At 74.9% G+C, this 14,862-nt stretch carries 11 protein-coding genes, 1 pseudogene and 1 riboswitch; of the genes and pseudogenes, 7 read left to right on the forward strand and 5 right to left on the reverse strand.

Going from position 1 to position 14,862, the window contains the following annotated elements; translation table 11 throughout:
* Window positions 1-498, reverse strand: coding sequence for an SRPBCC family protein (locus tag ACP7CD_RS10445; protein WP_095649819.1), 498 nt, complete (start codon window positions 496-498; stop codon window positions 1-3).
* Between the two features lie 3 nt (window positions 499-501).
* Window positions 502-855 carry an ArsR/SmtB family transcription factor gene (locus ACP7CD_RS10450; RefSeq protein WP_095649820.1) on the reverse strand — a complete coding sequence of 118 codons (354 nt, stop codon included), beginning with the start codon at window positions 853-855 and terminating at the stop codon, window positions 502-504.
* A gap of 265 nt (window positions 856-1,120) precedes the next feature.
* Window positions 1,121-1,227: riboswitch (SAM riboswitch) on the forward strand.
* A gap of 70 nt (window positions 1,228-1,297) precedes the next feature.
* Here ACP7CD_RS10450 and ACP7CD_RS10455 point away from each other — a divergent pair.
* Both ACP7CD_RS10455 and metE read left to right on the forward strand, forming a co-directional pair.
* On the forward strand, window positions 1,298-2,224 hold the full coding sequence (locus ACP7CD_RS10455) for a methylenetetrahydrofolate reductase (RefSeq protein WP_017833075.1): 927 nt from the start codon (window positions 1,298-1,300) through the stop codon (window positions 2,222-2,224).
* A 56-nt stretch (window positions 2,225-2,280) separates the two neighbouring features.
* Window positions 2,281-4,647 (forward strand): annotated as a pseudogene (metE, locus tag ACP7CD_RS10460) (5-methyltetrahydropteroyltriglutamate--homocysteine S-methyltransferase); the annotation flags it as partial.
* 36 nt (window positions 4,648-4,683) lie between these two features.
* On the opposite strand, the gene ACP7CD_RS10465 reads toward metE, so the two are convergent.
* The gene (locus ACP7CD_RS10465) at window positions 4,684-6,618 is read right to left on the reverse strand and encodes an ABC transporter ATP-binding protein (RefSeq protein WP_109268542.1); all 1,935 of its coding nucleotides are present in this window, start codon (window positions 6,616-6,618) and stop codon (window positions 4,684-4,686) included.
* 73 nt (window positions 6,619-6,691) lie between these two features.
* Here ACP7CD_RS10465 and ACP7CD_RS10470 point away from each other — a divergent pair, with 73 nt between their 5' ends.
* Window positions 6,692-7,192, forward strand: a complete 501-nt coding sequence (locus tag ACP7CD_RS10470) for a MarR family winged helix-turn-helix transcriptional regulator (RefSeq protein ID WP_109268543.1) — start codon at window positions 6,692-6,694, stop codon at window positions 7,190-7,192.
* A gap of 25 nt (window positions 7,193-7,217) precedes the next feature.
* Here ACP7CD_RS10470 and ald read toward each other — a convergent pair whose 3' ends face one another.
* Complete coding sequence (ald, locus tag ACP7CD_RS10475; protein ID WP_095649823.1) at window positions 7,218-8,312, reverse strand: alanine dehydrogenase; 1,095 nt, start codon at window positions 8,310-8,312, stop codon at window positions 7,218-7,220.
* A gap of 75 nt (window positions 8,313-8,387) precedes the next feature.
* Window positions 8,388-9,389: a D-2-hydroxyacid dehydrogenase gene (locus tag ACP7CD_RS10480; RefSeq protein ID WP_284563223.1), complete on the reverse strand. Its 1,002-nt coding sequence runs from the start codon at window positions 9,387-9,389 to the stop codon at window positions 8,388-8,390.
* A 64-nt stretch (window positions 9,390-9,453) separates the two neighbouring features.
* On the opposite strand from ACP7CD_RS10480, the gene ACP7CD_RS10485 reads away from it, so the two are divergent.
* From ACP7CD_RS10485 to ACP7CD_RS10500, 4 genes are all read left to right on the forward strand, one after another.
* A complete protein-coding gene (locus ACP7CD_RS10485) occupies window positions 9,454-10,725 on the forward strand; it encodes an aspartate aminotransferase family protein (protein WP_035925578.1) in 1,272 nt (423 codons plus the stop codon).
* A gap of 148 nt (window positions 10,726-10,873) precedes the next feature.
* On the forward strand, window positions 10,874-12,337 hold the full coding sequence (locus ACP7CD_RS10490) for an NAD-dependent succinate-semialdehyde dehydrogenase (RefSeq protein WP_176337434.1): 1,464 nt from the start codon (window positions 10,874-10,876) through the stop codon (window positions 12,335-12,337).
* Complete coding sequence (locus tag ACP7CD_RS10495; RefSeq protein ID WP_017833067.1) at window positions 12,327-13,541, forward strand: M24 family metallopeptidase; 1,215 nt, start codon at window positions 12,327-12,329, stop codon at window positions 13,539-13,541. The genes ACP7CD_RS10490 and ACP7CD_RS10495 overlap by 11 nt, the downstream gene beginning before the upstream one ends.
* A 4-nt stretch (window positions 13,542-13,545) precedes the next feature.
* On the forward strand, window positions 13,546-14,841 hold the full coding sequence (locus tag ACP7CD_RS10500) for a PLP-dependent aminotransferase family protein (RefSeq protein ID WP_241975615.1): 1,296 nt from the start codon (window positions 13,546-13,548) through the stop codon (window positions 14,839-14,841).
* Window positions 14,842-14,862 lie beyond the last annotated feature (21 nt).

Genomic DNA, 14,862 nt, shown 5'->3' on the forward strand with positions numbered 1-14,862 from the left:
TCAGACCCCGCCCTGCGCGGTCCGCCCGCCCAGCAGCTCCTCGAGCCGCTCGTAGCCCTCGGCCACGCCCTTCTCCATGCCGGATCCGACCATCCCGTCGCGGGCCTCCTGGGACGCGTGGACGGTGTGCCCGCGCAGCCGGCACCGGCCGTCGCCCAGGTCCTCGAAATGCAGGTACTCCAGGTCCACGGCGTCGGGCCAGTCCTCGTACTCGAAGGTCTGGACCACGAGCTCGTTCTCGCGCACCGTGTGGAAGACGCCGCGGAAGGCGTACTCCTCGGTGCTGTCCTCGCCGCGCTGGACGAACCGGTAGGCGCCGCCGGGGCGGAACTCGAAGCCGTCGATCCGGGTCCGCAGCCCGCGCGGCCCGATCCACTGCCGGAACAGCTCGGGGTCGGCGTGGGCGCGGAAGACGTCGGCCACGGGGTGGTCGAACTCGCGCTCGAAGTCGATGAAGGGCAGGCCGTCGGGGACGGTCAGGTGCAGTGCGTGTCCCATGGTTCAGTCCTGGGTGTGCTGGCCGCGGTCCGCGGCTCGGGTGTCGAGCACGGCGTCGAGGCGGCGGAACTGCTCCTCCCGGACCAGCCGGTACCGGTCGATCCACGCGGTGAGCGCCTCGAGCCGTGCGGGGTCCAGGTGGACGGGCCGGCGCTGGGCGTCACGGGTGCGCGTGACGAGCTGCGCCTGCTCGAGGACCTGGATGTGCTTCGAGACCGCCTGGAGGGAGATCGCGAAGGGTTCCGCCAGTTCGGTGACCGTGGCCGGTCCGCGGCTGAGCCGGGCGACGATGCGGCGGCGGACCGGGTCGGCCAGGGCCAGGAAGGCCCTGTCGAGCTCGTCGTCGCCGGGATCCACGGTGTTTGTCAACTGATTCCTTGATCAACCTGTTGGTTGTCAAAGACTAGGCCGCCCGCCCCGGCCCGGCAAGACCCGAGACCGGATCGTGACGGCCCCGGACCTGCGCTCCTCATGGGCCTCGCCGCCGGTGCGTCGTCGCCGGTGCGTCGTCGCGCGTCGGTGTTGCGTCCTGTGACGCCGCGGTCGTCACAGTCGGCGCACCGGCGTCTTCTGGGCGCCCGCACTTGGCAGCGCGGCGGGGCAGCCGCTGGAATGGGTCCTGCATCTATCCAGAGCGGCCGAGAGACCTGGCTCGTCGACGCCGCAGCAACCATCCGCGCCCCCGCCACGGGGTGCGCGGAACGGTGCTCCCGCCAGGACCGATGGAGCTGTCGCAGCCTCCCGGGTCCACTCCGGGACGGCTGCTGCCCTCCCTCGGGGTGACCCTTGGAGGAAGAACGTGACACCACGCCCGACCGCCCGGCCGGCGCCGCCGTCCCTGTCCTACGAGCTCTATCCGCCGCGCAGCGCGGCGAGCGCCGACACGCTGCTGCGGACCATCGAGGAGCTCGAGCCCACCCGTCCCGACCACGTCTCGGTGACGTACAGCGGGGACGAGCAGCGCCGGGACAGCTCGCTCGCCCTGCTCGACCACCTCCTGGCGCGCACGAGCCTGCGGCCCCTGGCCCACCTGACGTGCGTCGGCAGCACTCGGGCCGAGCTGGAGCAGACCGTGGCCGCACTGGTCCGCCGCGGCGTCCGGGGCGTCCTGGCCCTGCGCGGCGACCTCGACCCGGGGGCCGAGCCGGGCGAGCTGCGGCACGCCGGCGAGCTCGTGGAGCTCGTGCGCGAGGTCGAGCAGCGCCACACCGCGGCCCTGGCGGCCGGCCGGCTCGCCGTGGGCGTGGCCGCCTACCCGACCCGGCACCCGGAGTCGCCGTCCTTCCGGCACGACGTCGAGGTGCTGCTGGCCAAGCAGCGCTCCGGGGCGGACTTCGCGATCACGCAGGTCTACTTCCGCCCGCAGCGCTACGAGCGCCTGGTCGCGGCGGCGCGGGCGGCCGGGGTGACGATCCCGATCGTCCCGGGGATCATGCCGGTCACCGACCCGCGGCGGCTCCGGACGCTGTGCCGGCTGGCGGGCCTGGCGCCCCACCCGGGCCTGGCCGCCGCGCTGGAGGACGCGCCCGGTCCTGCCGAGCGGCACCGCGCCGGCGTGGCCTTCGCGGCGCGGCTGGCCCGCGCCGCCCTGGACGCCGGCGCCCCCGGGCTGCACCTCTACACCTTCAACGAGCACGGGGCCGCGCTCGACCTGCTGGAGCACGTGGACCTCCCGCGCGTCCCGCACGTGCCCGTCGCGCTCGAGGACCTTCTGCTCCCCGCCTGAGCACGCGCCCACCCACCGTTCCGCACGACCCCTCGACACCCCTTCAGGAGACCACCATGACCACTGTCCCGTTCCCCGCCGCCACCATCACCGGCTACCCCCGGATCGGCCGCCGCCGCGAGCTGAAGAAGGCCCTGGAGGCCTACTGGGCCGGGCGCTCGACCCGCGAGGAGCTCGAGTCTGCGGCCGCCGACCTGCAGCTGGCGACCCACCGCCGGCTCGTGGAGCTGGGCCTCGGCGCCCGGGACTCGTCCCTGCCCGCGGCGTTCCCCCTCTACGACCAGGTCCTGGACACCACCGTGGCCCTCGGGGCGGTGCCGGCCCGCTTCGCCGATCTCGCCGACGCCGAGGGCCGGCTCGGCCTCGACGCGAGCTTCGTGCTGGCCCGCGGCGACGCCGGGCGCGCTCCCCTCGAGCTGACCAAGTGGTTCGACACCAACTACCACTACCTCGTGCCCGAGATCGGCCCGGAGACCCCGCTCCGCGCCACCGCCGACCGGCTCGTGGCCGACGTCCGCCGCGCCGCCGCACACGGCTTCACCGTCCGCCCGGTCCTCGTGGGCCCGGTGTCCTTCCTCCTCCTCGCCAAGGCCGACGACGACGCCCCCGCGGGCTTCGACCCGCTGCAGCGGCTCCCCGAGCTGCTGCCCGTGTACGCGCGGCTGATCCAGGAGCTCGCCGCCGCCGGCGCGGACTGGGTGCAGCTGGAGGAGCCGGCCCTCGTGGCGGACCAGGACGTCCCCGGCGAGCAGCTCGCCTCGTCCGTGTGGGACGCCTACACGGGCCTGACCGCCGTGACCGGGCGCCCGCAGCTGTTCGTCACCACGTCCTACGGCTCCCCCGGGCCGCTGCTGCACCCGCTGGCCTGCTCCGGGGTGGAGGCCCTGCACCTCGACCTCGTCAAGGGCGCCGCCCCCACCGCCGAGGAGCTGGAGCTCTTCCGGGGCGAGGACTCCGCCGTGCTCGTGGCCGGCGCCGTGGACGGGCACAACGTGTGGCGGGCCGACCTGGCCGGCCGGCTCGACCAGCTCGCGGAGCTGGCCCGCGGGGGCGCCCAGGTGTCCGTGGCCTCCTCCACGTCCCTGTTCCACGTCCCGCACGACGTGGCCGAGGAGACCCGGCTGGACCCGCAGCTGCGGAGCTGGCTCGCCTTCGCCGACCAGAAGGTCGGCGAGATCGTCACCCTGGCCCGCGGTCTCGCCGCCGGGACAGAGGCGGTCGCGCCGGAGCTGGCCGAGGCCGCCGAGGCCCGCCGCACCCGGCAGGACGCCGCAGGGGTCCGGGACGCGGCCGTGCGCGAGCGCGCCGGGTCGCTGACCGCCGCGGACATCGGACGGTCTGCCGCGGAGGTCCGCCGGAGCGCCCAGGACGGCCGGGCCTTCACGGCCTCCGGCCCCCTGCCCCCGCTGCCCACCACCACGATCGGATCCTTCCCCCAGACCGCCGAGGTCCGTGCCGCCCGCGCCCGGCACCGCGCCGGCGCCCTGACGGACGCGCAGTACGACGCCTTCCTGCGGGAGGAGATCGAGCGGGTCGTGCGGCTGCAGGAGGAGCTGGGCCTGGACGTGCTGGTGCACGGCGAGCCGGAGCGCAACGACATGGTCCAGTACTTCGCCGAGCACCTCGACGGCTTCGCGACCACCGTCCACGGCTGGGTCCAGTCCTACGGCTCCCGCTGCACCCGCCCGTCGATCCTGTGGGGCGACGTCAGCCGGGAGGGTCCGGGCCTGCGCGGCGAGGCGTTCACGGTGCCGTGGATCGGCCACGCCCAGTCCCTCACCGACAAGCCGGTCAAGGGCATGCTGACTGGCCCGGTGACGATCCTCGCGTGGTCCTTCGTGCGCGACGACCAGCCGCTCGGCGAGACGGCGAACCAGGTGGCGCTCGCGCTGCGGGACGAGGTCGCGGACCTCGAGGCCGCCGGGATCGGGATCATCCAGGTGGACGAGCCGGCGCTGCGGGAGCTGCTGCCGCTGCGCCGCGCGGACCAGCCCGCCTACCTCGGCTGGTCGGTGGACGCGTTCCGCCTGGCCACCTCGGGGGTGCGGGACGAGACCCAGATCCACACCCACCTGTGCTACTCGGAGTTCGGCGAGGTGGTGGGGGCGATCGACGGCCTGGACGCCGACGTCACGAGCATCGAGGCGGCCCGGTCCCGGATGGAGGTGCTGACCGACCTCGAGGCCGCCGGCTTCTCCCGGGGCATCGGGCCGGGCGTGTGGGACATCCACTCCCCGCGCGTGCCCTCCCAGGAGGAGATCGAGCAGCTGCTCGAGCGGGCCCTCGAGCACGTCCCGGCGCGGACCCTGTGGGTCAACCCGGACTGCGGCCTGAAGACCCGCGGCTACGAGGAGACGAGGGCGTCGCTGGAGCACCTCGTGGCGGCGGCCCGGACGGCGCGCGAGCGGGTGGCGCAGCCCGCCGGCCGGCCGCTGATCGTCCAGCACGGCACCCGCGGGTCAGGAGGCGGCGCCGGGGCGCGGGCCGGCGCCGCCGGCCGGGCCGGTCCGGGCGGCCAGCCGGGCGAACGGGCCGCCGGCCGCGCGCAGCTCCCGCGGCGCGCCCCGCTCGACGATGCGTCCGCCCTCGAGCACCACGACCTGGTCGGCGTTCTCGACCGTGGAGAGCCGGTGCGCGATGGTCAGGGTCGTGCGGCCGGCGGCCAGCCGGTCGAGGGCCTCCTGGACCTGCGCCTCGGTGGTGTTGTCCAGCGCGCTGGTGGCCTCGTCGAGGACCAGCACGGGCGGGTTGCGCAGCACGGTCCGGGCGATGGCCAGGCGCTGCTGCTCCCCGCCGGAGAAGCGGTGGCCGCGCGCGCCGACCACGGTGTCCAGCCCATCCGGCAGCCCGGCGACGGTGTCGGCGACGCGCGCGGCGCCCAGGGCGGCCCACAGCTCGGCGTCGGAGGCGTCCGGATCGGCCAGCAGCAGGTTCGCGCGCACCGTGGCGTGCACCAGGTAGGTCTCCTGAGAGACGACGCCCACGATCCGGGCGAGGTCCGCCGGATCGATCTCCCGCACGTCGACGCCGTCGATCGTCACCCTGCCGCGGGCGACGTCGTTGAGCCGCGGCAGCAGGGAGCCGAGGGTGCTCTTGCCCGAGCCGGTGGGTCCGACCACCGCCGTGGTGGTGCCCGCCGGCAGCACCAGGTCGAGCTCGTGCAGGACGTCGGCCCCGTCGTCGTAGGCGTGGCGCACGCCCTCGAACCGGACCTCGCCGCGCACGGCGGCCGGGTCCAGCCGGACGGGCGCGGCGGGCGGGACGATCTGCGGCTCGAGGTCGAGGTACTCGAAGATCCTGCTGAAGAAGGCCAGCGCGGACACCCACTGCACGCCGATGTTCAGCAGACCCATGACGGGCCGGAAGATGGTCCCCTGCAGGGCGGTGAATGCCACGAGGGTGCCGATGGTCATGCCGCCGCTGGTGGCCGGGAAGCCGGCGGCCAGGTAGATCACGGCGGGGATGGCGGCGAAGACGATCTGCATGGTGGCCATCCGCCAGCGCCCGGCCAGCTGGCTGCGCAGCTCCAGGCCCACGAGCCGGTCGGAGCGCTCGGTGAAGCGCTCCGCGTCCCGCGCGGTGGTGCCCAGGGTCTTGGCCAGGCGGACCCCCGAGACGGACAGCCCCTCCTCCACCTGGGTGTGGAGCGCGGCGAGCTCCCGCTGGCGCTCGTCGGTGACGTCCCGGCGGATCAGGGCCACGCGGCGGGAGAGCCAGATCGCCGGCGGCAGCACCACCAGGGAGACGAGGCTCATCGCCGGGGACAGCGCCACCATGGCCACGGCCGTCGCCACGGCGGTGGTGAGGTTGGACGCCACGCCCGTGGCGGAGCTGGTGACCACGGACTGCATCCCCGCGATGTCGTGCGTGAGCCGCGACTGCACCTCCCCGCCCCGGGTCCGGGTGAAGAACCCCAGCGACTGGGCCTGCAGGTGGGTGAAGAGCTGCACGCGCAGCGCGTGCATCACCTGCTGGCCCATGGCGGTGGCCATCCAGGTCTGGACCACGCCGATCACGGAGGTGAGCGCCGCGACCCCGACCATCGAGGCGGTGAGCAGCACCAGCAGGCGGGTGTCGCCGCCCGGCAGGGCGTCGTCGATCACGCCGCGGACCAGGAACGGCTGGGCGAGGTTGACGACCGAGGACGCGGTGATGAGCACGACGACGAGCGCGATCGTGCCCCGGTGCGGGGCGAACAGCGCCGCGATCCGGCGCGGGCTGACGGGGTGCCGGGCGAGCTGCGTCCGGTCCGCGGGGTTCCGGCGCGCAGGCCGACCTCCGCCCCCGCCGCCTCCGGGGCCGGCGCCGGGCAGGACGCCCGGGCTGTCGGCCGGGGTGCCTCCGCCGTCGTGCGCCGGGGTGCGGACGCGCGCGGGGTGCTGGGTCGTCGCCATGGGATCCTCCTCGGGAACTATCAAGGAGGTTACCTCTCTATGAGGTAACCCGCAATGGGGATAGGATGACGCCATGCCCAACGACGCTCCGGATCCGGCCCGCCTGGGGGACCTGCTGCACGCCGTCTTCCGCCGGCTGCGCCGCCGGTGGGCCGAGCAGCTGGCCCCCTTCGGACTGACCCCGCACCAGTTCCGGGCGCTCGACGCCCTCGCCGGATGTGCCGGTGAGCCGGGGCACCGGCAAGGCCCGGCCGGGACCTGCCGCCACGGCGGCGGGTCCGCCAGCCTGCGGGTGAAGGACCTCGCCGAGGCCCTGCGCATCGCCCCGCGGTCCGCCACGGAGGTGGTGGACCTGCTCGAGCAGAAGGGGCTCGTGGAACGGGTCCCGGACCCGTCCGACCGGCGGGCCACACTGGTGGCGCTGACGCCCCGGGGCACCGGTCTGCGCGAGCGGGTCCGGGAGGACCGGCGCCGGGAGTCCGAGGAGTACTTCTCGCGGCTGGCCCCGGAGGACCGGGTCGAGCTGGAGCGGCTGCTCCGCCTGCTCACGGCGGACGGCCCGGCGCCGGACTGAGCCCCGGCGGGACGTCCGCCGGGACTCAGTCCAGCTGCGCGGGCAGGTCCGCGAAGGCCTCCGCCACCCCGGCGTGCCGGATCCGCCCGGCGGCCGTGTTGAGCCCGGCCGCGAACTCCGGATCGGCGGCCAGGGCCTGCTCCGGGCCGCGGGCCAGGCGCCGCAGATAGGGCGTGGTGGCGTTGGCGAGGGCCCGGGTCGCGGTGCGCGGCACGGCGCCGGGCATGTTCGCCACGCAGTAGTGGGTGATGCCGTCCACCTCGAACGTCGGGTCGTCGTAGGTGGTCGGGTGGGAGGTCTCGAAGCACCCGCCCTGGTCGATGGCGACGTCCACGAGCAGGGCGTGGTCGTGCAGCACCGCGAGGTGCTCGCGGCGCACGAGCTTGGGCGCCGCCGCCCCCGGGACGAGCACCGCCCCGATCACCACGTCCGCCCCGGAGATCTCCTCCTCGAGCACGTGCTCGTCGCTCATCAGCACGCGGGCCCGGTGCCCGAGCAGGTCGGTGAGCTCGCGGATCCGCACGCCGTTGGCGTCGAGCACCGTGACGTCGGCCATCAGCCCCGAGGCCATCAGGGCGGCCTGCGTGCCCACGACCCCGCCGCCGACCACCACGACCTTGGCCGCGGCGACGCCGGGGACCCCGCCCATCAGGAGCCCGGGGCCGCCGGCGTTGGACTGCAGGTGGTGGGCGGCGGACTGCGCGGCGAGCCGGCCCGCGATCTCGGACATCGGCTGGAGCAGGGGCAGGGTCCGGCCGGCGCGGACGGTCTCGAAGGCCACGGCGGTGGTGCCCGCCTCCAGCAGCGCCTCGGTGAGCGGGCGGTCGGCGGCCAGGTGCAGGTACGCGAAGAGCGTGAGGTCGGGGCGCAGGAAGCCGTACTCCTCGGCCACCGGCTCCTTCACCTTGACCAGCAGCTCCGCCCGCTCCCACACGGCGGACCGGTCGACCACCTCGGCCCCCGCGGCGGTGTAGGCGTCGTCGTCGAACCCGGAGCCCTCCCCCGCGCCGGTCTCCACGAGCACCTCGTGGCCGTCCCGCACGAGCTGGGTCACCCCGGCGGGCACGAGGCCCACCCGCCGCTCGGCCGGCTTGATCTCTCTGGGAACTGCTACGCGCATGGTCCGTGCTCTCCTCTCGTCGTGGCCCGCCGGCACGGGACCCGCGGCGCCGTCGCCGGCGGTCCCGCCGCCCCCTCACCGGGAGCGGACGTAGCCGGCGTTCTTGTCCACCTGGTCGACCAGCCGCTCCCCGGCCGTCCAGCGCCGGAGGTTGTCCTCGAACTGGGCGGCGAGCTCGTCCCGCCACCCCTCCACGTCCCCGCACATGTGCGCGGACACGTGCACATTGTCCATCGCCCAGAAGGGGTGGTCCCGCGGAAGGGGCTCCGTGTCGAAGACGTCCAGGGTCGCGGCGGCCGGACGCCCCGCCCGGAGGGCCTCCAGCAGCGCGTCCTCGTCCACCAGCGCGCCCCGGCCCACGTTCACGAGGTGGGCGTGCGGGGACATCGCCGCGAGCACCCGGGGGCCCACGATCCCGTGCGTCCGCCCGGTCAGCGGGGCGGCCAGCACCACGTGGTCCGCCCACCCGGCGTGCTCGGCCAGCTCGGCGGCGGGGACGACGGTCCCGAAGTCCGGGTCCTCCGCCCGCGCCGTGCGCCCGGCGCCGCGGACCTCCACCCCCACCGCCCGCAGCAGGCGGGCGGTGGCGCGGCCGATCCCCCCGGTGCCCACGACGAGGGCCGTGGAGCCCTGGGTGCGCCGCAGCTCGCGGTGCACCCACCGGTTCTCGCGCTGCAGCCGCGCGCTCCGGTGCAGCTGCTTGTCCTGGGCCAGGACCGCGGCGAGGACGAACTCGGCGATGGGCCGGTCGAAGACGCCGTGCGCGTTGGTCACCAGCACCGCCGAGGAGCGCAGCGCCGGGAACAGCACGGCGTCCACCCCGGCGGCCGCGACGTGCACCCAGCGCAGCCCCGTCGCGGCGTCCCACGCGCCGGCGAGCGCGTCCGAGAAGAAGTCCCACAGCAGCAGCACCTCCGCCGGGCGCCGCCCACCGGTCCCCGCGAGGGCGTCGGCGAGGCCTTCGCGCGTCACCACGGTGACGTCGGCGAGGGCCCGGAGGGCGTCCTCGTTGCCGGGCGGTGGCGTGCCCTCGGCGGTCAGCACGACGACTCGGGGCGGCTCGCGCACGGTGCTCATGGGGCCACCCTACGGGGGCGGTCCGATTGTTGACAATCTGCACGGGCTGTTCCCATGATGGGCCATGACCTCACTGAGTCCGCTCCTGAAGCAGGCGACCCCGGTCGTCGTCGACTCCGCCCGGGGCTGCTGGATCTCCGGCACGGACGGGCGCGAGTACCTGGACTTCACCACCGGGATCGGGGTGACCAGCACGGGCCACTGCCACCCCCGGGTGGTCGAGGCGGCCCGCGAGCAGGTCGGCCGGGTCATCCACGCCCAGTACACGACCGTGCTGCACCCCCCGCTGCTCGAGCTCACCGAGAAGCTGGGCGAGGTCCTGCCGCCGGGCCTGGACTCCGTGTTCTACGCCAACTCCGGCTCCGAGGCGGTCGAGGCCGCGGTGCGGCTGGCCCGGATGGCCACGGGCCGGCCCAACGTGGTGGTCTTCCAGGGCGGCTTCCACGGCCGCACGGTGGCCGCGGCGACCCTCACCACAGCGGGCACCCGGTTCTCCGCCGGCTTCTCCCCGCTCATGGGCGGGGTGCACATGGCCCCGTTCCCCTACGCCCACCGCTACGGGTGGGACGAGCGGACGGCGGTCGACTTCGCCCTGCGGGAGCTGGACTACCTCCTGGTGACCAGGACGGCGCCCGAGGACACCGCGGCCCTCCTGATCGAGCCCGTGCTCGGCGACGGCGGCTACCTGCCCACCCCGCCGGCCTTCCTCGAGGGGCTGCGGGAGCGGGCGGACCGGCACGGGATCCTGCTGGTGCTGGACGAGGTGCAGGCCGGGGTGGGGCGGACCGGGCGGTTCTGGGGCCACCAGTTCGCGGACGTGGTACCGGACGTGCTGATCACCGCGAAGGGCCTCGCCTCGGGCTTCCCGATCTCCGCGATCGCGGCGCCGACCGCGCTGATGGAGCGGGGCTGGCCCGGCTCGCAGGGCGGGACCTACGGCGGCAACGCCGTGGCCGCCGCGGCGGCCTGCGCCACCCTGGACGTGGTCCGCGACGAGCACCTGGTGGAGAACGCGCGGGTCCGCGGGGACCAGCTGCAGGCGGGGCTGCGGCCCCTGCAGCAGCGCTACCCCGGGATCAGCGACGTCCGCGGCCGCGGGCTGATGCAGGGCGTCGAGTTCGCACAGGAGGACGGCTCCCCGGACGCCGCCGCCGCGCTCGCCGTGCAGCAGGCCACCACCGGCCACGGGCTGCTCACCCTGACCTGCGGGCCGGCCGGCAACGTGGTCCGGCTGATCCCCGCGCTGGTGGTCTCCGAGCAGGAGATCCGCACGGGCCTCGAGCGCTTCGAGGCCGCCCTGGCCGAGGTCCTCGCCGGGGCGGCGGCGACCGCATGAGCCCCGCCCCGTCCCGCACCGCGCCCGGACGCACCGGATCCCGCCTCGGACCCCGCGCCGCATCCCGCGCCGATCCCGACCGGAAGGACACCCCGTGACCGACTCCGCCGCCCCCACCACCGCCCCCATCACCGCCTCCGAGGACGTCCTGCGCCGGTCCCGGGAGGCCGTCGCCGGGGTCAGCACTGGGGTCTTCGTCGACGGCGAGTGGACCGAGGCCGCCTCCGGGCGCCGCTTCGACGTGGTGGACCCGGCCACCGAGGAGGTCGTCGCCACGGTGGCGGACGGCGGCCCGGAGGACGCCGTCCGGGCGATCGAGGCCGCGGGGCGGGCCCAGAAGGACTGGGCGCGGACCGCGCCCCGCGAGCGCGGCGAGATCCTGCGCCGCTCCCACGACCTCATCATGGCCCGCCGGGACGAGCTCGCGCTGGTGATGTCCACGGAGATGGGCAAGCCCCTCGCCGAGGCCCGCGGGGAGGTCGCCTACGCCGCCGAGTTCTTCCGCTGGTTCTCCGAAGAGGCCGTGCGGATCGGCGGGGACATGACCCTCTCGGGGGACGGGAGGACCCGGATCCTGGTCTCCAAGGAGCCGGTGGGACCCTGCGTGCTGGTCACCCCGTGGAACTTCCCGCTGGCCATGGGCACCCGCAAGATCGGCCCGGCCGTCGCGGCCGGCTGCACGATGGTCTTCAAGCCCGCGAACCTCACGCCGCTGTCCTCCCTGGCCCTCGTGGACGTCCTGGTGGAGGCCGGACTGCCGGCGGGGGTGCTCAACGTCGTGTGCACCTCGAGGGCCTCCTCGGTGGTCGGGCCCTGGATGTCCTCGGGGATCGCCCGCAAGATCTCCTTCACCGGCTCCACCGAGGTGGGGGTGCGGCTGCTCGAGCAGGCGGCCCAGCACGTCATGCGCTCGTCCATGGAGCTGGGCGGCAACGCCCCCTTCATCGTGTTCGAGGACGCCGACCTCGACGTGGCGGTCGAGGCCGCGATGACCGCGAAGATGCGCAACATGGGCGAGGCCTGCACGGCGGCCAACCGCCTGTTCGTCCACCGCTCCGTGGCCGGGGAGTTCTCCGCACGCCTCGCGGAGCGCATGGGCTCCCTCACCGTGGGCCACGGCGTGGCCCAGGGCACCCAGGTGGGCCCCCTCGTCGAGGAGAAGGCTCTGGCCAAGGTGGAGGAGCTCGTGGACGACGCCCTGGCCCGGGGGGCGTCCGTGCTGTGCGGGGGACGCCGGGCCGGGGGCCGGGGCTGGTTCTACGCCCCCACCGTGCTGTCCGGGGTCAGCCCCGAGGCCGCGCTCATGTCCCAGGAGATCTTCGGGCCGGTGGCGCCCGTGGTGGCGTTCGACTCCGAGGAGCAGGTGCTCGGGTGGGCCAACGACACCCCGTGGGGGCTCGTGGGCTACCTCTTCACCCGCGACGTGGACCGCAGCTTCCGCGTCAGCGAGGCCCTCGAGGTCGGCATGGTCGGGATCAACACGGGGCTGGTCTCCAACCCGGCGGCGCCCTTCGGCGGGGTCAAGGCCTCGGGCCTCGGGCGCGAGGGCGGCCGCACGGGGATCGAGGAGTTCCTCGAGACGAAGTACACGGCGGTGCCCCGTGGCCGATGACACCGTGGCCGGTCCGGACGTCCGCCCCGCGCTGTTCCCCGACGCGGAGTACGCCGCCCGGCTGCGCGCGGTGCGGGGGCGGATGGCGGAGCAGGGCCTGGGCGCGCTGCTGGTGACCGACCCCGCGAACCTGTTCTACCTGACGGGCTACGACGCCTGGTCCTTCTACACCCCGCAGCTGCTGTTCGTGCCGGCGGAGGGCGAGCTGCTGCTGTTCCTGCGGGAGATGGACGCCAACGGCGCGTTCCGCACGGCCCGGCTGGACCCCGGGCAGATCGTCGGCTACCCCGAGCGCTACGTGCACCGCCCGCACCTGCACCCCTTCGACTGGGTGGCCTTCGCCCTGCGCCGCCGCGGCCGGGTCGCCCCGGCCGCCCGGGGGTGCGTGGGCCTGGAGATGGACTCCCACTTCTTCTCCCCCAAGGGCTACCGCTCGCTCGTCAACGCCCTCCCGGAGTGGACCCTCGTGGACGCCTTCGACCTCGTGAACTGGGTGCGCGCCGTGAAGTCCCCGGCGGAGATCCAGTACCTGCGCACGGCCGCCCGCGTCACGACGGCCGCGATGCAGGCCGCGATCGACACGATCGAGCCCGGGGTCCCGCAGCACCTCGTCGCGGCGCAGGTGGCCCGGGCCCAGGTCGAGGGGGTCGACGACGCGTGGGGGGACTTCCCGGCCATGGTCCCGATGCTCCCCACCGGGGCCTCCGCCGACACCCCGCACCTCACGTGGTCGGACCGGGTGCTGCGGGAGGGCGACGCCGTGGTGGTGGAGCTCGCCGGGGTGCACCGGCGCTACCACGTGCCGCTGGCCCGCACGGTGATGCTCGGCCCGCCCACGGCCGAGCTGGGCCTGCTCGAGGAGGCCGTGGCCTCGGGGCTCGAGGCCGTGCTCGACGTCACCGCCGCGGGCGTCCCGGTGCGCGAGCTCGCGAGCACCTGGAACTGGGCGCTCGCGGAGTTCGGGCTCGAGAAGCCCAGCCGGCTCGGCTACTCCGTGGGCATCGGCTATCCCCCCGACTGGGGCGAGCGCACCATCAGCATCCGCTCGGAGGACGAGAGCGTGCTCGCCGAGAACATGACGTTCCACCTCATCTGCGGCATGTGGATGACCGGGTACGGCTACGAGGTCTCCGAGTCGATCCGCATCACCGCCACCGGGACGGAGGCCCTGACCTCCTTCCCCCGAGCCCTCATCAGGAAGTGATCCCATGACCACCACCGCCGCCTCCCTCACCACCGTGGCCGGCCTGCGCACCACCCCCACCGCGGGGGTGGGCGGCGACCCCGCCCGGGGCCTGCTGCCCCTGGCCCGCCGGGCGGACGGGCTCGTGGGGTCGGTCATCGACTCCTCGACGTCCCTGCTCGCCGCCCAGACCCACGACATCGTCCGCTTCGCGATGGGCGCCCCGGCCGCCGAGGTGATCCCCACGGAGCAGTTCCGGCGGATCGCCGCCGAGGTCCTCGGCGCCGGCTCGTTCACGTACGGGGCCACGGAGGGCGAGCCCGGTCTGCTCGAGACCGTCGTGGCCCACCACTCCACGACCCCGGAGCCGACCCGGCCCGAACGGCTCGTCATCACCTCCGGCGGCATGCAGGGCCTCGACCTCGCGTTCAAGCTCTTCGTGGACCCTGGCGACCTCGTGGTGGTCGAGTCCCCCACCTACACGAACGGCTCCGGCACCGCCCTCAGCTACGGCGCGGACCTGCTCGAGGTCCCCGTCGACGAGGACGGCATGGACGTGGACGCGCTGGAGACGCTGGTCGCCGAGACCGGGCGCACCCCGCGGGCGGTCTACACGATCCCGAACTTCCAGAACCCCTCCGGCACCACGCTGAGCGAGCCGCGCCGGCGGCGCCTCCTGGACCTCGCGCACCGGTGGGGCTCCGTGATCATCGACGACGACCCGTACGGGGGCCTGCGCTTCGCCGGCGAGGACGTCCCCGGGTTCCGGGAGATCAGCCCGGACGACCCGCTCGTGTTCTCGGTGCGGACCTTCTCCAAGGTCCTCGCCCCGGGACTGCGCGTGGGGTGGGTGGACGCCGACCCTCGGCTGCGGAGGCTGCTGATCGCAGGCAAGCAGGCCATGGACACCTGCACGAACGTCCCCGGTCAGCACATCGTGGAGCGGTTCGTGCGCCAGGGCGGCTACGACGACCACCTGGCCGGCCTGCGCACGGAGTACCGGCGGCGCAAACAGGCCATGGACGCCTCGATCGCCCGTCACCTGGGCTCCCGGGTGGTCACGACCGACCCCGAGGGCGGCTTCTTCCTGTGGGTGACCCTGCAGGGCGACGACGCGGCCGTGGCCACGCCCCGGCTGTTCGAGATCGCCCTCGCCGAGGGGGTCGCCTTCATCCCCGGTCCCGCGCTGTCCCCCTCGGGCCGGTTCCAGGACGCCTTCAGGCTGTGCTTCGCCTCCACCAGCCCGGAGCGCACGGAGGTGGGCGTGCAGCGCCTGGCCCGGGCCCTGGACCTCGCCCGGGCGGAGCTGACGGGGCGGTAGCACCGGGCCGGCCCGGGACCC

The organism is Kocuria sp. LHG3120 (assembly GCF_049897445.1).
Lineage (GTDB): Bacteria > Actinomycetota > Actinomycetes > Actinomycetales > Micrococcaceae > Kocuria > Kocuria rosea.